Source organism: Treponema pedis (assembly GCF_017161325.1).
Classification (GTDB): domain Bacteria; phylum Spirochaetota; class Spirochaetia; order Treponematales; family Treponemataceae; genus Treponema_B; species Treponema_B pedis.
In genome coordinates, this window is record NZ_CP045670.1 from 1998666 (window position 1) to 2021808 (window position 23143).

A 23143-nucleotide genomic window follows, 5' to 3' on the forward strand; every position below is an offset into this window, starting at 1 on the left:
CATGCTTATATTACCTTTGGTTTGTATGCTTATAGGTTATTTTATTTACGAAAAAAAATACATAATAGATGAAAAAAAATATTCAGAAATTTTAGGAAAACTTAATTCCGAATAAAGCAAAACAAATTAAACTATTGTATTTCTTCAGCTTTCCAGATATCGGAAGTTTTTTCCGTTATATCGTCGCCGAAAACGGCTCCGATAAGAATAAGACGCTTGCCGCTCATCTTATATTTTTCGGCATAACCCTTTTCTTTTATCTGTAAAATAGCTTCATCGGGACTTCCCGTTCCGTCGGTTTTAAACTCGAAAACATAAACCGTATCGGCAGTGCGTAAAACCAAATCCGCACGCCCCTTATGACTGTGTACTTCCGTTTCAGCATAATACCCCATAAGCGTAAAAATTATATAAAAAGCTATTTGATAATCCCTTTCCCGCACCGCTCTGTTTTTCTTTGCCGCAGTACTGTACGGAATACCTTCGCAGGCCGCATACATTCTTTTCATAAAAGCGCCCACCTTACCTTCCCTAATATCGGTTATAAAATTTTTTATATAAAATCCCGTTTCATCTTTCGTTATTCCCGTAAATGCGGGAGCAAGGTTATTAAAAAAGCCCTGTCTTACTTCTTTATTCGGAAAGCCCATTTTATAGACTCCAAATTCGGTATCATAACTTTTTATCGTTAAATACCCAGCCTGAAAAAATACGGGTATGGGATTTTCGGCATCGGGGCGGTAATCGAATAAGCTTTCCTTACTCATTTCCGCTTCTTCGGTTATATCGCGTAAATCGTAATCGCCTCCTTTTAATAAATCTATTAAAAAGGTGGGAGTGCCAGTGGCAAACCAATAATAGCCGAACTCGCGGGAAGCAAAGGCATTTATAAGGCTTAGGGGATTATAAACGGGCTTTCCGTTTTGATGAAACAAATAGCCGTCGTAGGTTTCTTTTAAACGCTCAAGAGCCGCTTTTTCGGTAAGAGAGCAGTTTTCCGCAAGAGCTTTTATTTCGGGCATAAAATTTGCTTCAAGTTCTTCTTGAGTAATGCCGCAAATTTCCGCATAGGATTTTTCAAGCGAAATGTCCAGTAAATTGTTTAAATCGCTGAAAATACTTATTTTACTGAATTTGGTAACTCCGGTTAAAAAGGCAAAGCGTATATAGGCGTCGCAGCTTTTTAAAACTCCGTAAAAACCTTTTAATATTTTACGGTAAGTTTCATAAAGCTCATCGTTTTCATTCATTGTTTCAAGAAGAGGCTTATCGTATTCGTCCACTAAAATTACAACCTGTTTACCGACGGTTTTATAAATAGTTTTAATTATTTCGAAAAACCTGCCGTCCGCGGAAGTTTCATTTTTAGGTATATTAAACATAGCTTCCCATTCTCTAAAATGAAAGTCAAGAATATCAAAAATAGCTTGTTTATCCGCATAGTTTTTCGGATTAAAATCCAAATATAAAACAGGATATTCCTGCCATATCTCGCGGGTATTTTTTTCGGCATCTTCAAGGGTTTCGAGTTTTAAGCCCTTAAACAATTCTTTTTGGCCGCGGAAATATGCCGCAAGGGTAGAAAGAAAAAGACTTTTTCCGAAGCGGCGCGGACGGCTTAAGAAGTAAACCTTATAACCGTTAACCAAGCTCCATACCCATTCGGTTTTATCGACATAAAGAAATTTCTTTTTACGTAAGTCTTCAAAACTTTGCACCCCTATGGGTACTATCCTCTTTTCGTTCATACTTGTAATTATACCATAGATAGCGGTAAAATTCAATTGCAGTTTTTAAGCGGTAAACTTTTTAATTTACGGACTGTCTTATATTGTAAAATACGTTTTATATCCCTTATAGCCAAAATTAAAAAATTATGTTATGCTTAATCCGCTATGAAAAAAATAAAAAATAAATTTTCCGCTGCGGGATTTTTATGTATTTTCATTTTGCAAGGTTTATGCCTATATCCGCAGGAAACGGGAAATTCGATTATCAAACTTAGAAATTCAAGTATGGAAACATACAGGAAGGAAATTGCAGCCGCCTCCCTTAACGAAATCAAAGCGGAGGATATAGGCGTTTGGTACGAAGTTTTGGAATCCTCTCTTTTTATGCTTATCCGCCGGACCGAACTTTACCGCGGAAGAATGAGACTCATTATAGAGGACTCGCGGAATGCAAAATGTAAAATATTCCCCGACGGAACAATTTTAATAAGTACGGCAATTTTCGACTATATCGATTCAAAACTTGCGGAATCTCAAAATGTAAGCCCCCGCCGTATTAAAAATTTCAACTCGGAACGCGAAAATCTTCTTGCTTCTTTTATCGCATTTGAAGCGGCCGACTTCGCATTGGATAATAAGATTTTATATTTAAATAATCCGAAAAAAAATATCGAGCCCGACCTTTTAAAAAGATATAACTTACAAGCCGACCGATTTGCCGTAATTTTTTTAAAGTTGGCAGGGTATAACGCTAACCTTTTTTATACACATCTTGAAGAACTGAAAAAAATACAAAACGATACCGTTAATTCAAAAAATTTTGAATCTTTTTTTACCGAATATTTTTCTCCTCAACAAAGAATAGCCGCCCTGTTAAAAACTTCCGATGAATCGGAGGTAGTTGCAGATGAAATAAGCAGTATTATAGAAGCTATTCAAAATGAAAACGAAAATACTATTGAAGATGCAAAACAAAGTATTCTTAATTTAAGCAAAAACTATCCCAACAACCTTTATATCAAACGTTTGGCGGCTTTGGTTTTACATAAAAAATGGTCCGTAAATGCCGAAGAAAGGTCCGAAATAAAACTGATTACCGCCTACCCTTCCGCAATGCAAAACAGTAAAACCGTAAATAACAATTTTCATATTTTAAACAAAGAAAGCGGAAGCCTCGTTATCAATCAAAAACCTTTGCAAAACGAAACGGCGGTAATCCCGGGAGATATAAATGAATATGATGAAGCCGTCCGCGCATATAAAATTTATTTAAATTCCGTTTATGAATCAGGCATCGCTTCTTCTTATTCGGCCCTGCTTTTTTATTCTCCCAATTTAAAAGATAAGGCTACAGCTCTGTCTCTTGCGGAACAAGCCGCATTAAATGAAAACGGAACCGAAAGTATGACGGCAGCATTAAATTATGCGGGAATTTTATATCTTTTAGGAAAAGATTATACCAAGGCAAAAACAATTTTAGAAAATATTTTAACCTCCGCGGCAAAAAAAGACTTACTCTTTTTACGTACCGGAAAAATTATAGATGAAAGAATAATTTTATACAATTACTCGATAATGCTTTTCGGGCTGTCGGAAACTTTAAAAGCGGAAAAGATTCGTGAAAAATTAAAAATTTTAATTTTTCCGTTGGAAGAATACTCCGCCTTGCCGGTAAAAAAAATAAAGCTCGGCGACAGTACGGACGATTTAACGGAATATTGGGGAACACCTTCTTCAATAAAAAATAATTATTTTTCCGAAAAATGGAAGTATGATTTTTTAAATGCCGAAGTAACGATAGATACAAAGCAAAGCGGAACCGTTGAAAAAATCGTTATTTTAAAAGATTCCGTTTTATCTTTACCCAACGATTTACGTACAGGAGAAAGTAAGAGGAATTTTGAAGCCGTATTCGGCAAACCCTTATATTATGCAGGCGATACCGAAACGTATTTTTATAAGGCAAATAAAATTCAGGTTATGTATTTAAACGATTATATCCGTTTTATTTATTTATCCAAATAACATTTTAATTTTAAAAATAACATCTTATAAGGAAACAAATGTCAGCAAATACTATTGTCCTATACAAAAACCGCCCTGCAATAATAATAAATAAAGCGGACGGTAAATTTGAAATTGAAACGGAATCGGGCATTAAAAAAGTGCGCGAAAAAGATTTTTTTGTTTTAGATGAAAACAACACTCAAAATTTAAAAACGGTTTTAAATACGGAATGTCCAGAAGCGAATTTTTCCGAAGCGGCGGAATTTTTTGAAAACGGAGAAGCGTCTTTTATCGAACTTAAGGAATTATTGTGGGACAATTTAAAGTCCGAAGCAATTTGGGCGGCATGGCAGAAAGTCTCCGCTTCTCCGTTTTTTTCCGTAGAAAGCCCGGATAAACCGATTAAAATACTCACTAAAGAAAAACTGCAAGAGGCTTTAAAAAAACAGGAAGAAAAAGAAAACGAAGAAAAAATACGAGCCGATTTTATTAACGACTTATCCAAGTGTATAAAAACAAAAAATTTCAGCGATTTCGATATAAAAAAATACGCTCATTTTTTACAGGAAGTTGAAGCCTTTGCTTTACAAAAAACGGAAAAATCAAAGATATTAAAAGAAGCTCATCTAAAAGAAGAATGTGAAGCGGCTCATAAACTTTTAATACAAACCGGTTATTGGAAAATCGAAAAAAATCCGTATCCTACGCGCTGCGGTTATCCTTTAAATTCTCCCAAAATAGAATTGCCTCCGCCCGATTTAAACCATGAGTATTCGGATTTAACCGATTTAACGGCCTATGCAATAGATAATGAAGGAAGTACGGACCCGGACGATGCGGTATGTTTTGACGGAGAATTTCTTTGGATTCATATTGCAAATCCGGCCGATACTATTACACCCGATTCAAAAAGCGATTTGGAGGCCCGTAAACGCGGAGCTACATTATATTTACCTGAAGGTATTTCCCGCATGCTGGGAGAATCGGCCGTGGAAAATTTTGCACTAGGTTTAAAAGACGAATCTTATGCTCTTTCGTTTAAGTTAAAGTTAAACGGGAATGCGGAAATTATTGAAAGCGATATTTTGCGCACAAAAATAAAAGTAAATTGTATAACTTACGAAGAAGCGGACTTACAAAAAGAAAATCCCGATTTAAAACCTCTTTTTGAAATTGCAAAATTGAATAAAAAAAAGAGAGAGGAAGCTGGAGCCGTTGCCATCGAAATGCCTGAGGTAAATATAAGTGTAAGCATGGAAAACGGAGAACAAAGGGTTTTTATTACTCCTTATAAGAGCTTGGAATCTTCTTTAATGATAAAAGAAATGATGCTGTTAGCAGGCGAAGCTGCCGCCCGTTTTGCATTTAAAAATAATATTCCGTTTCAGTTTATAAGTCAGGAAGCTCCCGAACAAATGAAAAAACTTCCGGAAGGGCTTGCAGGCGAATATAAAAAGCGGAAGGGAATGCGCCCGCGTAATGTAGGAACAATTCCTTCTATGCATGCAGCCCTGGGCATTGCTATGTACAGCCAAGTTACAAGTCCCTTGCGCCGTTACGGAGATTTAGTGGCTCACCAACAGCTTTTAAAATTTATCGACGGAAAAGAAGTTATGAAAACGGACGATTTTCTTATGAGAATTGCGGCCGGGGATATTGCAGGGCGAAATTGTACATCGGCGGAAAGAGCTTCAAAACAACATTGGACTCTTATTTATCTTTTACAAAACCCTCATTGGCAGGGCGAAGCCGTAATTTTAGAAACGGTAAAACAGAGAGCCAGAATTTGTATTCCCGCCATAGGCTACGAAACCGATATGAATTTAAAAAAAGAACTTTCCGTAAACGAAAAAATAACCGTAAAAGCGGAGGATATAAATCTTCCGCATTTAACCGTACGGTTCATACAAGTTTAAAATAATTTTTACAAAAAAAAGCGGAATACTTAAAAAATTTAAAGTACTCCGCTTTTTTTATATTAGATAAAAATTTTACCTACGGCGTTTTGATATAAAAGAAATCTATATCTTCATTATTCGTGCCGTGTGCTGCAAGGTTACATGCATATTTCTTTTCCCATGCATTACCTTTTAATTTCGCCTTATCCGGTTCATCATCATCTTCATGGGTATCATTATCCGATGCAACTCTTGAGCCGTCGATTATATCCTCACCGTTTAAATCAAGAGGAGTAAGACCTATTTTTACAACATAGTTGCCGCCGCGGAAAGTCCCCCGCTCATCTTTCAAGCCTGTAATTGCCGTATAGTATTCAGCTCCGCTTTCATATTCAAAGTAAGCCGTATCAAGATAATCCTTATCATATATTAAAATCGGAGACGGCCTCCGAGACAAATTACCTGAAGAATCCGCTTTAAATACGATAATTTTTGTATCGGGTTGCTCGTTTCCTCCATTATAATGAAGACTGGGTACCGTTGAAACCCATGCAAGATTTTTATTAAATTGTATGGTAACGGTTTTATCGCTTCCGTCTGCCGTAAAGGTCTCTTTTTTTGCATATTTTAAAAGGGACGCATATACGGAATAGCTTTTACCCTTAACCAAGCCCTTGAACTCTACAACAGGATTATTGCCCAATCCCGCAACATATGCCAACGGAACCTTTGTTTCCTCATCAACAAGAGAAATTTTAGATGCAATTACCTCGTTATTGTTTTTAACCTCAACATAAACGGAACCTTCACTATATATTTCATTTACTTGAGGAATGTTATTTTCTCTTATCGCTTTTGCGGCATTATATACGTTTACGCGGCCGTGTCCGTAGCCTTCGGTAAATGAAACTGCGCCGTCAACCTTATCGGCAGTTTTTTCAAGTAAGCTCTTAATTTGATAAGGAGTTAAATTATGAGCGTTATTAAAAGAAAGTAAATAACTTATTACGCCTGTTACAAAGGGCGTTGCCATAGACGTTCCGCTCATAGTTTCATAATCATCATCACCTGATATACCGCAAGATTTAATTCCGTCTCCGGGAGCCGAAATACTTATCCAAGCACCTTTATTGCTGAAGTGAACCTTTTTATCTTTACCGTTAGTGGCTCCAACCGCAAGCATTCCGGGAAATGCCGCAGGATAAGCTGCAGTATAACGACCTTCATTTCCCATTGCAATAACCGGTAAGATATTATTTTTTACCGCAGCGGTTAACACGGAAAAAGCAAATTCCGTACCGTACGAACCGCCTAAACTCATATTTACGGGAACAGTTTTTTGAGTAATTTGAAAATCCTCATTTTTTAAATAAGACGGCAAGGCATTATTTTCATCAAGTGTTCTATCCGATTTCGGTTTACGCAAAATATTAACTGTTCTGGTTAAATCCGCCAAAGCTCCGTAAACAGCCCATGCGCTTCCTCCTCCGTCAACATCTAAGGATTGGTAGGAAATAAGTTTTGTATTTTTCCATGCAACACCGGCAATACCTACGTTATTATCTCCCCTAGCGCAAATAGTACCGGAACAGTGCGTACCGTGAGCTCCCTTATCCCAATTTTCACCTATGGGAATTTCCGTAAACGGGTTGCCGTTGCCTATATATGTACCTCCGTTAGATTTTACACAGGATTTTGCATATAAAACAATTGAATTACCGTTTTCATCTTTAAAATCTTTATGCGTCATATTTATACCGGTATCTATAATACCTGCAACAACGGTTTTATCACCGTAACCTATTTCTTTATAGGACTTTAAAGCTTCGGTAATGGAAAGCCCGTAATCGGAATTATTTGCAATAGGGTCTCCTGAATAATCTCCGTTTATCAGTCTTGAAATATCTGCAAGTCCGCCGCCGTCGACAGTTTTTGCAACTTTTATACCGTCGGGAGGTCCTACCTTATAATCGGATTCAGCTGAAATAACACCCTTGACGGAAGATATAACCGAAAGATTTTTTTTGTCGTTACCTTCTTTATTAAGATACCAGTAAGTAAAACCCGTACCTGTAAGAGGAAGAGCCCCCTTAACCGTAAAGCCTTTTTCTTCAAAAGCCGTCTTATCGAACCCGTCCTTCGTCTTAACTATAAAAAACCCGTCAACCGTATCTTCATCTTTAGGGGCATACGGAAGAACGGAAGAAGAGTTCCCGTACAAGGCTTCCATACTTTGAACCCTTTGTTCGTTTGAACTAATATTTTGAGGGTCTATATTAAATGAACAGGAACCTGCCAGTATTGCAAGTACCGCCGACAATACCAATATTTTTTTCATCTTATAACCTCCTTATTCCGTAACCGTAAATGTAAACCTGCCGTTTACGGCATTACTGCCGCTCGGGCTGTTATTCCCCATAGTTCTGGATTGAGCCCCGCCGTACATTTTAACGATTCGTAAAGCTCTGTCGTCGGTTAATCTATACGGACTTTCACCCCAATCTTGAATATCCCATTGATAGTTTACCCCCGCCTTATATTCCATAGCACCCGAAGCGGCAACATTGAAATAAGGGATTTTCATAAATTTATGAGTAAAGGTAATTATACCTGAACCGGCATCAAGTTTTACAATGTCTTCAAGATTGTTAATTCCTAAAGATTGTAATTTTGATTTTAAGTGTTGTTTATATGAACGACGTACAGGTTTAGGTGTACCCTCTGCCGTATCCACTAATATATCCGGAGTTCCGTCCCCGCTATCAAATACATAACGCAGCTTTGAACCGAACAACGGCTGGCCCTGACCGTCGAGAATAAGTAAGCCTAAATCACACCAGTCGGCCGCCTGTTCGGTTAAAAGTCCCGGATTGCTTATTTTGCATGAATAAGCAATATCCGCCGCTAAGCTTAAAGGAATCTCTTTACGGTTAATCGGAGTTTCAAGCGTATAAGTAAAAGCTTCCATAAGTTTTCCCGCCATAACGGGAGACTCGATAGTTCCGGCTTCATTAAACGCTTTAATTTTATACTCGTATTCTCCGTTTTCTTTAAGTTCGGAGCTGTTATCGAAACCTTGATGCAGCCCCCAACCGACTCCGGTTTCTACCTTGGGTTTGTCATATAGAGTTCTGCTTACAAATTTAAATTCTCCTATACTTCCCATATCTCTTCGATATAAATCAAATCCGCTAATAGGAATTTTAGTTTTGCCTGAAGTTTTATCAACTATATCGAAAACCACGATAGCTCTATAAGAAGAAGACTCTCCGTTATAAGGGTCAAGCACCGCAGGAGCCGTAAAATCGCTAGCGGTTTTTAAGGTTTCAATCTGAATGTCCCCGTTTGCAGAAAAAGTATTATTTGAAAAAGGAACTCTTTCAACGATTATAAACGGATTTTTAAACTGAGCATTTGCAAGCGGATTAGCGTTAAAACCCTTTTTAAACCGGACAGGAATGTGTTTTTCAACTCTGTTATTTGCCACATCGTAACCTACAATAACAAGCTCCGTTTCTCCGTCAGGCAATTTAACATCCCGTATATCGAATTTATACTTTGATATAAAAATATTATCGGAGACCGTATCCGGCGTATACTCTCCCGAAATTCCCGTCGAACTGCCCGGACTACCGCCTATAGAAAGTTTAGCTCCGTAACCGTTCCAGGCAACCTCTTCCACCGCTCCTACGGAAGAAGTAAATTCAACATAAATTTTATTTATTTTACCGTCAATTTCCGTATTTTCCGTTATATCCGCTCCCGTTTCGGAATCCGCTTTTACCGCAGTTATTTTAGGAGTTTCAATTCCTCTGGTTATCTGCCCGTGTTGAAACTGAAGCATTGTAAGACTTTGTCCGCCGCCGATAAAATAATCGTAAATAACGGAACCCGCTCTGACACCTTTTTTACCTAACAGTTCAAAATCATAAGTTTGATTCGGAATTAAGTTGACATAACCTTTTCCGTTTTTTATATCAACTTGAGCCGCCAAACTTTTTGTCTTTGAGTAAAAAACTTTCAACTCGGTACCGTCTACAGCACTGCCGCTTACCGAATCTGCAACAAGTACTTCCACGCTTACTCCGTTTTGCCTGCCCTACCGGATTGCGGACAGGAAGCGAATACAAGCGCTAATACGATGATGCAAAACAACGTTATAGCGTTCCGACGTTTTTGTGACATAGCGTCCTCCTAATTATTAAATATATCTTATTACAAAGCGATACCGTTTATAAAACAGGTACCGCCGTCATAAGCCGTTTTTAACAATCTTAAAAAAAGACCGATAGTTTGGCAAAGATTACCAAGGTGCTAAAAACCTTTTCCGTTTTGCATATCCTCCGTATTTACAATAATTACGGTGGAAGGTTCTGCATTTATCGAAATTATAAGATAAGGTCGGGTAAAAGCCTGTGTTACGGCTTCATCCCATGCGGGTTCTTTTACGCGGAATAATAAATTTAAAATATTATTCGTTTTAATTGCTGAAACAAGCTCAATACTGTAGCCGCCGGTACTGAAAGGTCCCGCGCTTACAGCAACAACGGCATTTTTGTTAAAATCGATTTTAGGAGGCTTTAAATTTCCGCCGTATAAAACAGAATAGAGTCTATTTAATTCATCTTGATTTCTTATAAGCGAAGGAATTCCGTTTTTTATGTTTGTTCCGGATATTAAAACTTCATAACAAATCTTACTATCTTCAAACAGTTCGTTTTTTTCGCTATGTTTTTCATTTGCTTTTGTGGAGAAAATTAAATTATTATGGACGTGAGGCTGAAAACCGTTATAAGATGTGCCCGAGGAATTATCCGCAGTAAACGTTTTACAACCCGATAAAGAAAGAAATAATAAAAACGATACAACATAATACTTCATACTTTTATTGTATCATACATAATCCGAAAACGCAAGCTTTTTTTTAAAATAAATTTAAATTTTTAAGGACTGAACACACCTTCTTGAGGCGCTCTTACTCTAACAAGGGCGGTAAAGGCATCTTTATTCAGTTTTGTGAACTCTTCAATGGAAGTTTTTTCTCCGCTTTCATAAACGTCAAGATGAAAATTACCGAGTATATCAAAATACGGGAAAAAAGCTGCAACATGGTGATAGCGGCGTAAAACAGGCGTTCCCTTATCCCGACTTACCGCACCGAGATAAAAATGCCCCGGTTCTTTTACCGCAAGATAATACAATAATGCCTGTAAGTAATTAGTTTGATAACCTGCATTTTTCTCATAACCTTTAAAAACGGCAAACTCATCTTGGGCTTCAATACTTTTAATAGGAGGAACAAGAGCAAACGGTTCTACGGTAACATCTACACCGGAACCTATGGGAAATACCGTACGCTTTGTATTCAATGTTAATGCCGCAGCCGCCAAATTGCGTATCCATTCCAAACCGAAATATAAATCCTGATTTTCATACGGCTGCGTAAAATGGGTGTCGGGAACATCTGTGGGCGTAAGAAGACTTTTAATAAAGGTACCCTGTCCCGCTACAGGCTTAATCATTCCGTCTATAATCCATTTTACAAAACCCGAACAATTTACACCGCCTATAATATCTTTTAATTTTTGCTCCGGTTTTATCGCGGCGATAATTTCAGTATCGGTTTGCACTTTTCCGTCTTTCAGATGAACGGGAACACCGTTTTCATCAAATCCGCCGTCTTCAAGATAAACAAGTTTATAAAGTCTTTCCGCGACAATATCGGAAGCCGACTCTACCCCGCTGTAAGTTACGGGCGGATTAAAAATCTCCCAAGGTAAAACCGCTTCGGTAGTTTTTCTAAGTTCTAAAAGAGATAAATAATATAAAGATTCAAACGGAACACCCACGGCTATATTTTTACGTACATAGGCGTTAAATAAACATATATCTATAAACGATTTACCCTTTTCGGAATCTTTAACGGAAGGCCGCAGCATTAAATAAAGTTCGGGATTTTCACGCGGGTATATTTTTATACATACAGGCTCTCCTGTTGTATAATTACGGTATAAAATCCAAGTCCCCTGCGGAACTTTTTCAATATTGGAAAATTCGGTATCTATGGGGCTTATAACAACTGCAAGCAGATTTTTTTCTTTTAAGTGTACCGAACGCAGTTTAAAACGGTTTCCCTTCGTATCGGTTTGTATTTGAAAATTTTGGCTAACTACCTGTTCTGGAGAATTTAAAAACCATGTTTTTGCAATTTCTTTACGAATTAACGATGAATCGGGAATTTGTTCAAAAGAAACAAGCGGTATAATTTCATCATTTGAGGTTAAAGTTTTTTTCCCGTCATAAATTTCATCTTCGGCATTTTCAATACCCGAAGTTTCCGCGTAAAGGAATACAAAGAACAATAAAAAAAGTTTAACTTAAAAATTAAATTTTTCATATACGTATTATCGGTATATTTTATGTGTTTTATTAAGTTTAAAACCGCACCGCAAAGCCTTAAATTCTTCTCATTGCAATAAATAAACGGTTTTAAAACTCAAAATGCCAAAGGGTTTCTTCACTGTAAAACTCTCCCGCTTTTACAATACTTGTAGGGAATCCGCTGTGGTGAACAGCATCGGGAAAGGCCTGACTTTCAAGGCAAAGTCCTGCAAATTTATCATAAACATCTCCGTTACGTCCAAGTTCATCGGCTAAAAAATTTCCAGTGTACATTATAAGGGCGGGTTGTGAGGAATAAACCCTTAATGTTCTCTTTGTTACGGGTTCCCGCACGATTGCGGCAAGGGATTTTTGCCCGTCAAGCTCTTTTTTTATAACCCAGGCATTATCAAATCCGCCGCCCAATTCTTCAACGCCGCTTACAAGAGAGCGCGGTTTTCTAAAATCGTATGCGGTATTTTCCACATCGACTAAATTTCCCGTCGGAATAAGTTCCTTATTAACTTCCAAATATTGCTCGGAATAAATTTGAACCTCATGATTTAATACCGAAACATAAGAGCCTGATGCCTGCATTCCGGCAGGATTTAAATTAAAATAAGTATGATTTGTAAAATTAATCGGAGTAGTTTTATCGGAAACTCCTTTATACCGTAAAATAATTTCATTATCGGGAGTAAGCGAGTAACTTATTTCCATTTTCAGATTACCCGGAAATCCCTGTTCTCCGTTAGGAGAAATACGAAAGAATTTTACACCGGCCTCATGCCTATTTTTAAAGGTTACGGGTTTATAAAGCATTTTATCGTAAGGCGGATACCCCCCGTGCAGACAGTGCTTTCCGCAATCGTTGGGAGTTAAAAGGTATTGTATATTTCCCAACGAAAATTCCGCATTGGCGATTCTTCCCGCATATCTTCCGATAAGCGAGCCGAAATGAGGGAAATTATTTATATAGCCCGGAAAACTCGAATAACCCAATACTACATCGTCGAAACCTCCGTTTTTCGACGGAAGTCTTATACTGGTAATACAACAGCCGTAATTGGTTACCGAAAAAAACATTTTTCCGTTAAACACGGTAAACAGTAAAATTTTTTCTCCGCTTGAAAGAACTCCGAATTCGTCGGTTATTATTTTCATTCTCATATTCCTCAAAATATTTTTGGTATCCGAAATAGGTTTTTTAACAGTATAGCACATTTTTTTGTTTTATGGTAGAATATCGGCATGAAAAATTTCAGTAAATTTAAAGCCGCCTTTGCGGCGTTCATTTTTTTTACGGCGGCAATACTTTTATCTTGTACAAAAGAAGATAAAATACAGCCTATAAGATTTATTTTTTTGCCTAATGAATCCGGAGAGGCAAGAAAAGACTCGCGTAATGCTTTTAAAGAAATTTTAGAAGAAGCGACCGGTAAACCTGTCGAAATAATAACGACAACGGACTACAATATTGCTCTTGAAGCAATTATTTCGGGAAAAGCCGATATGGCATATATAGGAGCCGAAGGCTATATTACCGCTCATAAAAGAAATCCTGCGGTTATTCCCATTCTAACCAATTCCGGCCCGAGCGGTACTTTGGAAGATGCCTTATACTACAGCTTTATCGCTGTCAGGACGGAAGATGAAGACGGTTATAAAACGGAAAACGGTTATGATTTGGAAAAATTAAAAGGTAAGATAATATCCTTTGTTTCTACAAGTTCCACTTCCGGATTTGTAATTCCCGCAAATATCTTAGCCGCAAAATTCGGTTTAAAAAATATCGATGAACTTATTCAAAAAAACGATATTTTTCCGAAAATCCTGTTTGCAGGCTCTCACCAAGGAGCGGAAGTAAACCTTTTTAGAAAAGATGCCGATGCGGCCGCTTTTGCAATCCCGCGCATAACGGGATTTTATAAACTGATTGCAGGCGAAGATTTTCAAACAGGGGCAGTGTATAAAGTCCTTGAAGGAGCGGCGGAACCCTTCGGTGAATTTGCAGGACAGGAAATTACGGTTATTCAGTCAATTCCGGTGTTAAATGCTCCTATCGTAATAAATACTCAAACCCTTTCGGCAGAAGAAATAAAAAAAATTAAAGAGGCTCTGGCTTCGGAACAAACTGCAAACAATCCGTATATCTTTCAAGTACCCGGTTCGGAAAAGCCGGGAATGTATCCGAAATATAGCGAAAAAACAAAATTAGTTGAAACCGATGACATCTGGTACGACAAGATAAGAAAACTTACGGAATAATCTTATAAAATTTTAATTTTTAAAGCTTTCCTCAATGAGTTTACTCCGCAAACTCGCCCGTGTTTTTAAGCGGCTCCCTTTCAAGCCGCTTAAAAATAAGCAATGTTTTGTATTTTTAAAATTAAAATATTTTTATAATAACCTTATTCTTCGCATGTCATAAGCTTCCAGCTTGCGTATCTATCTTTGTGTATTTTACCCTTTTTAAGGGCTTCAAGTACGGCACAGCCGGGTTCCTTTATATGAGAACATGAAAGACCGAATTTGCATTTTCCTATTAGGGGTTCAAACTCCGGAAAATATAAGGCGGTCTCTTCGGATTCTATTCCCCAGATAAAAAAATTGCGAACGCCGGGAGTATCGATTATATTTATCATGTGAACCCCGCCGTCTAAAGTTTTCGCTTTTATTTTAAAAAATTCGCCTTGAGTTGTAGTGTGTGTTCCGCGGTCGTATTTATCCGATACCTTTGAAGTTTTTAAATTTAATTCAGGCGAAATGGAATTTAATAAGCTGCTCTTCCCCACTCCGGATTGTCCTATTACTGCGGAGGTTAAACCGGACATTTTTTTAATAAGTTCATCGGTGTTTTCCTTAGTTTTTGCCGAAACACATAAAACCTCATAGCCCAATCTTTTCCAATCGTTAATACGTTCGACAACGTCAGCTTCAATTTGTAAGTCGCACTTGTTTATTACAATTATTACGGGGATACTTTGAATACCAGCCTGAACTAAAATACGGTCAGTAAAGCGTGGACGGAACGGCGGATTTGCAGCAGAAGATACGCATATAATTAAATCTATATTTGAAGCCAATAATTGCGGGCTGTCCGATTTCGGATTTTTACGCAAAAAACAATTTTTCCGTTTTTCCAATTCTAAAATCAATCCCTCATTTTTTGAATGTACATCAGGTTCTATCTTTACAAAATCGCCCGCCGCAATCGGGTTATAATAACCTTCACAATCTTTTAATATCTTCCCTTTTATTGTACAAGCTCTTATGTTTCCGTCTTCACATTCCACCGAAAAAGAATTATTCGCTCCCTTTAAAATTAAACCTTTCATTTTAATTTAAGTACTCCAATTGCATATTAAAATTTTCCGCATATATCGAATATTTTTTTTCGGTTTTAAAATTTCGCTCCGCCGTAATATAGAATTTATTTTTACCGTTTGTTTTATGTTCCAAATTAACGGGAGAAATTTTTAAAGCTTGGTTAATAACTCCGTCAAGCGAATCTACAATTCCGATATCGGGAGAGCAGACCCTTATAAATTCTTCACGCAAGTGCAAAAAATGAGTACAGGCTAAAACGGCGGTATCCGCCCCTACGGCTTTAAAAAATTCTACAGCGGGAGAGAGAGCCTTTTCTTTTTCGGTTTGAGAAGAAGCAAACAGCTCTTTTTCAATTTTTTTTACCAAGGTTGAATCGGCACGCATAAAAAAATTACAACCGGCACCGAATTCTTCAATAAGTTTTTGTGTATAAATATCGTTTACCGTACGCTCCGTTGCAAGCACTGCAATTTTTTTATTTTTGCTTACAGCAGCGGCGGGTTTAATTGCCGGAACCGTTCCTACAAATGGAATATCGAACGTTTTTCTTAAATGAGAAAGGGCCGCAACGGAAATGGTATTACATGCAATAATAATTATTTTTAGGATTTATAACTTTAATTATTTTTTTTACCGTTTCCGAGCTGAATTCAATTACTTCTTTAAGAGTTTTTTCTCCGTAAGGAAAATGTTTTATGTCGGCTACATAACTGCAAGAGGCTTCAGGATAAATATCCGTTAAGTGTTTTAAGTATGGAAGCCCTCCTATCCCCGAATCTAAAAAAACATATTGCGCCTTGTCCATATTCAAAATCAAACTCCTCCCGCCTTATTCAAATGAACAATTAAATCCGTCAAGAAGAGGAATGTTTTCTTCAAGATGTTCATAAAAATTATTCATAAGATTTACACCTATTTTAATTGAACCGTCGAATAAAATAAGCAATTCTTTATTTGTAATTACGCTTTTAGGATTTGATTTTTTTTTCATTATATGTCCCTGAAGCGAAGTATATAAACAAGTTAATTTCAGCAATGCAAAAAGTAAATTTTGCGATAAACTGTTCGGAGAATAAAAAAAGCGTTTGCCCCGTTTAAAACTTAAAAACGAATATAAAATATTTTCAAGTTTAATCGAAGATAAAATTGAAGAATAAATTTTTGCAACAGCTTCGGCTTCTTTTTCAGTTATCGAAATATGTTTATATGCCTTATATTTTAAAGGCGGAAGACAATCCTTTATTAACAAAAATTTATCGAACTCTATTTCCATTTCCGCATGGTCGAAATTTAATTTCCGTACGGTTTTGTTTATATAAGGGTGAGCGCTGCTGTCTAAACAAAAGTGACCTATAAATCCCATAAGATAGGAAAATTCATCGGTACCGGGTATTACTTCAGTTTTTTGTAAAACCTTAGTTAAAAATACGGAACAATGCATTTTATGAATATCGGATGCAAGCTGTAAGACAGGATTATTTTCTTTTTTAAACGGGTGATAAAAATATAAAAAATCGGGCCCTTGCAAACCCAAGTTATATAAATTTTTATTTGAAATTGCAAGAGCCGTTTTTTTAGGCAACAGAGAAAATATTTTTTGCCCATGCGAATAATGCGCATAAAAGTCCGGCATAAAAATTTCCCAACTAATACTTTTCCAAAATTTTTTTCAGTTTTTCTTTACCGATTGTTTTCATAAAACCTGCAAGACGCGGTCCCTGTTCCTTTGCAATTAATACCTGATAAACGGAAGTAAAAAGGGCTTTCGGCTCCATACCGCATTCCGAAGCTACTTCATATAAACTTGTGGAAAAAGTTTTTTCATCCATTTCTTCCATTTTAGGTAAAAGCTCATCTCTAATTTTTTTTACGGCTTCCAAAGCTTTACCGTCAAGGACTGCAACCTCTCCGTCATCTTTAAGCGAAAACTTAAATTCTTCCGGAGCCCCCGCATCGGTAATCCAATTCCATGCACATGCTGCACGCATTCTTAAACGCTCAAGCTGCTCAGGCTTTACATCCGGCAAGGTTTTTATAACCGCTTCAATATCGCCTGAATTTATTTGAAGTAAATTGCATAGGTGTCTAAAAGGAATTTGATAAGAAATACAAGGAGGCATTTTTTCCACTTGCGAAAGCTCATAAATTCTATATTCTTTTTCAAAAATTTCTTCATTTTTAGCTTTTTCCACCTTCCATGCAATTCTTTCGGTTTTATCGTAATCTTCATAAATTTTAATTACGTCCAAATCGAAGCTGATAACAAATTCGGTATTGGGGCGCGTACTTGCAAAAAGATATCGGGCAACCTCAGGCTGATATACTTCAAGCACTTGTTCCAAGCTGATAACCTTTCCCTTGGAAGATGCCATCTTACCCGGCACTCCCTTTAAGCCTATAAAATCGTAGCGGAAACTGACAGGTGCGGGCCAATTGTAAATACGGTCCGAAACCAAACGGGCAGTATCAAAGGAACCGCCTTGAGAGTGATGGTCCTTTCCGGCAGGTTCAAACACCGTTTTTTCATAGGCCCAGCGCATAGGCCAATCAACCCTCCAGCCCAGTTTTGCGGTTTGAGCTTTACGTAAATCCAATGTTTGCTCATGTCCGCAATCACAAGTATAATGCAAACTCCAATCTCCGTCCCAAGAATCTATTTTAGTTGTGTCCTTATTGCAAGCAGTACAAAAAACGGAAACGGGCCAGTATTCTTCAGTCATCTTATGTTCATCATCTCGGTAAGTATTTAAAATTTCTTTTAATTCCTCACGCTTATCCATCGCTTTTTTCATACCCTCTGCATAAAGACCTTTTACGTATCTTTCCGCTTGATATAAATACTCGGGGCTGATACCTACTCGAGGTAAAACTTCTTCTACATCACGCTCGTGATGGCGTGCATAGCTTTCATCGCGCTCGAAAGTATCGGGTACCATAGTAATCGGATAGCGGAGGTATTTTTCCAATACCTCCGGCTTAGGCATATTTAAGGGAACTTTTCTGAATACGTCGTAATCGTCCCAAGAATAGATAAACCGTACATTTTTACCGCGGCTTTTTAAAGCGCGTACAACCAAATCAACGGAAATAATTTCGCGGAAGTTTCCGATGTGTACGGTACCGGACGGTGTAATGCCCGAAGCACAGGTATAAACTTCAAGGTCTCCGCGCTCCCGGATAATTTTTTCGGCGGTTTGATCCGCCCAATGAAATAATTTTTTTCGTTTTGCATAATTTTTTTTACCTTAATTTATAATCGGAAATCAATCTAAGATATCATACTGATGATACATAAATCCCGTAAAAATTCAAGTAGGAAAATAAATAAGCTGTAACAACTTAAAATACAGGTCATTAAAATCGGACAATTACGCCTTATTTAATTCGGGCAAAACTTCCTTTAATGCACCTACAATATAATTGTTATCTTTCTCGTCCCTAACCGCAAGGCGGATATAGTTTCCATGTTCAAAACCTTTTTTTGAAGACAGGTCTTTTATAAAAATCCCGTATTTTTCCAGCAGGTAAACCGCAAGAGTTTCGGGACAAACACCGTCATCGAGTTTACATAATACGTAATTTGCTTCACTCGGAAAAACGGAAATGCCTTTTATTGCGGAAAGCTCTTTAATAAAATGTTTTCTTTCGTATGCTATAGAATCACAGGCCGCATGATAAGTTTTACCGTACTTATCATAAATCTGCAAAAAATATTCTCCGAAAGAGTTTATATTCCAAATAGAATTTTCTTTTTTTATTTTGTTGACATATCCGCAATCCGCACAAGCTAAAACCCCCAAACGCAAACCCGGTACCCCGTAGCTTTTACTTATAGATTTTATAACGGCAAGATTCGTATAATCAGCCAATATTTTTTCATCGATTAAAGAGTAGCGTTTTTCTTTTTCCGCAAAATCTATAAACGATTCATCAAAAATAAGCATAATATTTTTTTCGCGTAAAAACCCGCATAGTTTTAAAACTTCATCTTTTCCTAAAAAATTACCCGAAGGATTATCGGGATTAATTAAAATAACCGTCCCGGGGTTTTCTTTATTTACGCATTCCATTATATCATATAATGTATAGCGGAAATCTTCTTTAGAGGTACGTATAGGAATAATTTCCGCATTTGTAAGTCTTTCGGGATATTCATTAAATGTAGGGAACGGAACAGCGACCTTACCCGTGATTTGTTTTGCCAACGATGAAATAAGTTCCGCAGCTCCATTCCCGACAATAATATGTTCGGGACTTACATTAAAAATTTTTGCAGCAAGCAAACTTTGCTGATATGCACCGCTGGGGTACTCCGTAAGCAAGGTTTTAAAACTTGCAGTCATTTCATGCACCAAGTTTTCAGGCGGGAAATACGGATTTACCAGATAGCAAAAATCTTTTAACTGCGGGAATCTCCAATAACCTCCGAACCGCTTTTGCAAATTATATAATTTTTCTTTTCCTGTTTTAAAACGGTCTTCGGCAATTGCCAAATCCGCAGGGTCATCTATTTCATACCAATCATCTCCGTTTACAACCAAACCTTTTAAAACGGAAGCTGATAAAAATGAAAGAGCTTTCAGCACTTGCTCATAATATTCATTTTTACCGAAGGCCTTTTGATAAGCTTCAAGAAACGGAATATAATATTGACTCGTAAATTCTTTTGAAAATTTATAAATGTTTACGGTTTTAAAATAACTTCCCGTATCCTGCCAATTAAAATGAGCCTTATCCAAAATACTTATTATATAATTATTTTCATCAAGCAAAGTACAGGTTCCGTCCATCCACGGCTCAAAAGGCGAAACCACCGCAAGGTCTTTATCTTTGCTTTCAATAAGTTTTGTTATAATTGAAGGTTTAAAAATTAAATCGCTTTCAAGGAGAAGAGTGTCGTCTTTTGACATTTCATTACAGGCAAGATAAAGAGAATAAATATTGTTTGTTTTATCATATATGGGATTTTCAATATATTTTATTTCCATTCCGTTTAAATTTTTTTCATTAAATTTGGAAGAAATAAAATCTTTTAATACGTTACCCTTATATCCGATAACAATAACAAGCCGTTTTATCTTATTTAAAACAAGGGCTTCTATTGTGTATTCGATTAATGTTTTCCCGTTCACGGAAACCATACATTTTGTTGCATCTTTTGTGTAAGACCTCAGTCTTTTACCCATTCCCGCCGCAAGAATTATTGCCTGCATTTTAACCTCTCTATAAAGATTTTTTTTAATTATGCTGTATATGCAGGTTTTTGTCAACCTATCTGAAGTACTGGAATTTATTTACATTATCTATTATAATTTCCAATATGAACATATTCGAAAAATACGCTTTAAAAACTCCGGATATTTTACTTCCGGGTAAACTTACGGATTTTTCCGTTTGGGCTGTAATAGCCTGCGACCAATATACACAAGATAAAGAGTATTGGGATAAAGTACAATCCATTACAAAAAATAAACACTCCGCACGGCATATTATTTTACCGGAATTTTACTTGCACAATCTCTCGGAAAAACAGAGACAAGAAGAAGTCATAAAAATACATAATAATATGCAAAATTATATTAAAAATGCCGTTTTTGCGGAGCCTATTTCTTCCATGATTTATATTGAAAGAAAGACTTTTTACGGACGTACCCGAAAAGGGCTTATTACATGCATAGATTTGGAAAAATATGATTGGAAAAAATCTTCTAAAGCGGAAATACGGGCTACGGAGGCAACTATATTGGATAGACTCCCTCCGCGTATGGAAATAAGACGGACTGCTCCGATTGAACTTCCCCATATTATGCTCCTTGCAAACGACTATGATAATATTCTTATCGGAGAACTGGAAAAAAATATTCATAAAACAGAGGTCTCTCCTATATATAATTTTGATTTAATGATGAATGCCGGAAGCATTTCAGGCTGGGCTATTCCGCAAGAATTATCTTCCGCGGTAATAAAACCCGCACTTGAAAAACTTTATAAAAATAATACCGGTGAAGACGGTTCGACATTTATGTTTGCAGTAGGAGACGGGAACCATTCACTTGCCGCTGCAAAGGCAGTATGGGAAGAATTTAAACAAAAAACAGGCTCTATTCCGGCGGAAGACGGCTCCGTATCAATTCCTAAAAGTATTGAAAACCATCCTCTCAGATACGCATTAGTGGAAATAGTAAATCTATACGATTCGGGACTCACCTTTGAGCCGATTCACCGTATACTTTTCGATACCGACGGCAAAAAACTGACGGATTTTATACAATCAAAATTAGGCGGTACGGTGATAAAATGTAAATCCGAAGAAGAACTTTTGAATAAAGTCGAATCTTCAACATCATCTTTCGGCTTTATTTCCGAACGGGAAGGATTGATTTGTTTGGAAACAAATCTTGATTGTCTTGCAATAAGCGCAATTCAGCCGCTTTTAGATGAGTTTACAGGTTCAGAGAAAAAGATAGATTATATTCACGGAACCGATGAAGCCTTTCGCCTTTCGGAAAAGGTAAATTCCGTATCGGTTCTTTTACCGCCCATATCAAAAATGAACTTTTTTTCTACAATTGCGGAATACGGCTCGCTACCGCGCAAAAGTTTTTCTATGGGAGAGGCCAGCGAAAAACGCTTTTATCTTGAATGCAGAAGTCTTAGTTAAGCTCGCGAGTTTGCTTTGCAAACATCGTGTATTGTATGCCTTACATTACGAAACGGCGGTAAATAAACGATATTCAATAGGCTTTATTCATTTTAGTCAAATAAAGAATTCTCTTGAGAAACTTGGTTAAGTTTTACCGGAGGCTTTAAACCTAAATGGGTATAAGCCTTATCGGTAACCGTTCTGCCGCGCGGGGTTCGCTGAATAAGCCCGGATTGAATTAAATAAGGCTCGTAGTAATCTTCCAGTGTATCCTGCGATTCACCTATGGAAATTGCAAGGGTTTCAGCCCCTACAGGACCTCCGCCGTAATTTTCTATAATTGAGCTTAGAATCTGCCTGTCATAGGTTTCAAGCCCGAGTTTATCTATGTTAAGCTGTTTTAAACCCGCAACAACTACGGCTTCATCAATTTGAGCCTTTCCTGCAACTTGCGCAAAGTCGCGCATACGGCGTAAAAGACGGTTTGCTACACGAGGCGTTCCGCGCGAGCATTTTGCTAAAGCTAAAGCGGCGGCCTCTTTTATCTTTATTTCCAAAATGGAAGCCGAACGGCAAATAATTGATGAAAGCTCTTCATAAGAGTAAAATTCAAAGCGCTGCACAATTCCGAAACGGCTTATAAGCGGGCTTGAAACCATGCCGGCTCTGGTAGTAGCTCCTATCAATGTAAAAGGCGGAATCGGAATACGCACTGTTCTGGCTCCCGGCCCCTGCCCTATTATCCAATCAAGCTCGTAATCTTCCATTGCAATATAAAGCATTTCTTCGATTGCAGGTTTTAATCTGTGAATTTCATCGATAAAAAACACGCTTCTTTCGGTTAGGGTCGTTAAAATACCGGCTAAATCTTTAGGCTTATCCAAGGCGGGCGCTCCCGTAACCTTAAAATCAACACCGAGTTCGTTTGCCGTAATTTGCGCAAGAGTAGTCTTTCCGAGACCTGGAGGCCCTATTAAAAACAAATGGTCCAAACTTTCACCGCGCTCGCGGGCAGCCTTAATAAAAACCGCAAGATTTTCCTTAGCCTTACTTTGACCTCTAAAATCAGCTAAAAGTTTAGGTCTGAGAGCCCTATCCTTATCGTCTCCCGCCTGTTCTTCAGGCCGTACAACATCAAAATTTTCCATAAAGAT

At 37.4% G+C, this 23143-nt stretch carries 14 protein-coding genes and 2 pseudogenes; 4 read left to right on the top strand and 12 right to left on the bottom strand.

The window, feature by feature from the left end; all coding sequences use genetic code 11:
• Positions 1-131: 131 nt before the first annotated feature.
• Positions 132-1748, bottom strand: a complete 1617-nt coding sequence (locus DYQ05_RS09210; RefSeq protein ID WP_029409449.1) for an ATP-binding protein — start codon at positions 1746-1748, stop codon at positions 132-134.
• A gap of 147 nt (positions 1749-1895) precedes the next feature.
• Here DYQ05_RS09210 and DYQ05_RS09215 point away from each other — a divergent pair, with 147 nt between their 5' ends.
• On the top strand, positions 1896-3755 hold the full coding sequence (locus tag DYQ05_RS09215; protein WP_252723329.1) for a M48 family metalloprotease: 1860 nt from the start codon (positions 1896-1898) through the stop codon (positions 3753-3755).
• Positions 3756-3793: 38 nt separating this feature from the next.
• Positions 3794-5653, top strand: a complete 1860-nt coding sequence (locus tag DYQ05_RS09220) for a ribonuclease catalytic domain-containing protein (RefSeq protein WP_206183307.1) — start codon at positions 3794-3796, stop codon at positions 5651-5653.
• A gap of 79 nt (positions 5654-5732) precedes the next feature.
• Here the strand turns inward: DYQ05_RS09220 and prtP are convergent, their stop codons facing one another.
• The 5 genes from prtP to DYQ05_RS09245 form a co-directional block, all read right to left on the bottom strand.
• Entirely contained in the window at positions 5733-7973 is a 2241-nt protein-coding gene (gene prtP, locus DYQ05_RS09225; RefSeq protein ID WP_206183308.1) for a dentilisin complex serine proteinase subunit PrtP, read from the bottom strand.
• A gap of 12 nt (positions 7974-7985) precedes the next feature.
• Positions 7986-9713 carry a dentilisin complex subunit PrcA gene (gene prcA / locus DYQ05_RS09230; RefSeq protein ID WP_353934582.1) on the bottom strand — a complete coding sequence of 576 codons (1728 nt, stop codon included), beginning with the start codon at positions 9711-9713 and terminating at the stop codon, positions 7986-7988.
• 236 nt (positions 9714-9949) lie between these two features.
• Positions 9950-10516: a dentilisin complex subunit PrcB gene (prcB, locus tag DYQ05_RS09235; RefSeq protein ID WP_024466308.1), complete on the bottom strand. Its 567-nt coding sequence runs from the start codon at positions 10514-10516 to the stop codon at positions 9950-9952.
• A 62-nt stretch (positions 10517-10578) separates the two neighbouring features.
• Positions 10579-11997, bottom strand: coding sequence for a DUF8515 domain-containing protein (locus DYQ05_RS09240; protein ID WP_206183309.1), 1419 nt, complete (start codon positions 11995-11997; stop codon positions 10579-10581).
• Positions 11998-12124: 127 nt separating this feature from the next.
• The gene (locus DYQ05_RS09245) at positions 12125-13180 is read right to left on the bottom strand and encodes an aldose epimerase family protein (RefSeq protein WP_206183310.1); all 1056 of its coding nucleotides are present in this window, start codon (positions 13178-13180) and stop codon (positions 12125-12127) included.
• A gap of 87 nt (positions 13181-13267) precedes the next feature.
• Between DYQ05_RS09245 and DYQ05_RS09250 the strand changes: the two genes are divergently transcribed.
• Entirely contained in the window at positions 13268-14284 is a 1017-nt protein-coding gene (locus tag DYQ05_RS09250) for a phosphate/phosphite/phosphonate ABC transporter substrate-binding protein (protein ID WP_206183311.1), read from the top strand.
• A gap of 143 nt (positions 14285-14427) precedes the next feature.
• On the opposite strand, the gene rsgA is transcribed toward DYQ05_RS09250, so the two are convergent.
• The 5 genes and pseudogenes from rsgA to DYQ05_RS09275 form a co-directional block, all read right to left on the bottom strand.
• Positions 14428-15354: a ribosome small subunit-dependent GTPase A gene (gene rsgA / locus DYQ05_RS09255; RefSeq protein WP_024469083.1), complete on the bottom strand. Its 927-nt coding sequence runs from the start codon at positions 15352-15354 to the stop codon at positions 14428-14430.
• 1 nt (position 15355) lies between these two features.
• Positions 15356-16151, bottom strand: a pseudogene (gene murI / locus DYQ05_RS09260) (glutamate racemase).
• 24 nt (positions 16152-16175) lie between these two features.
• On the bottom strand, positions 16176-16979 hold the full coding sequence (locus tag DYQ05_RS09265; protein ID WP_024466313.1) for a zinc dependent phospholipase C family protein: 804 nt from the start codon (positions 16977-16979) through the stop codon (positions 16176-16178).
• Positions 16980-16992: 13 nt separating this feature from the next.
• Positions 16993-18576: pseudogene (lysS, locus tag DYQ05_RS09270) on the bottom strand (lysine--tRNA ligase); the annotation flags it as partial.
• Positions 18577-18714: 138 nt separating this feature from the next.
• Complete coding sequence (locus tag DYQ05_RS09275) at positions 18715-20559, bottom strand: aminotransferase class I/II-fold pyridoxal phosphate-dependent enzyme (protein WP_206183312.1); 1845 nt, start codon at positions 20557-20559, stop codon at positions 18715-18717.
• Positions 20560-20666: 107 nt separating this feature from the next.
• Here DYQ05_RS09275 and DYQ05_RS09280 point away from each other — a divergent pair, with 107 nt between their 5' ends.
• A complete protein-coding gene (locus DYQ05_RS09280; protein ID WP_206183313.1) occupies positions 20667-22007 on the top strand; it encodes a DUF1015 domain-containing protein in 1341 nt (446 codons plus the stop codon).
• 92 nt (positions 22008-22099) lie between these two features.
• On the opposite strand, the gene ruvB is transcribed toward DYQ05_RS09280, so the two are convergent.
• On the bottom strand, positions 22100-23137 hold the full coding sequence (gene ruvB / locus DYQ05_RS09285; protein WP_024467016.1) for a Holliday junction branch migration DNA helicase RuvB: 1038 nt from the start codon (positions 23135-23137) through the stop codon (positions 22100-22102).
• Between the last annotated feature and the right edge of the window lie 6 nt (positions 23138-23143).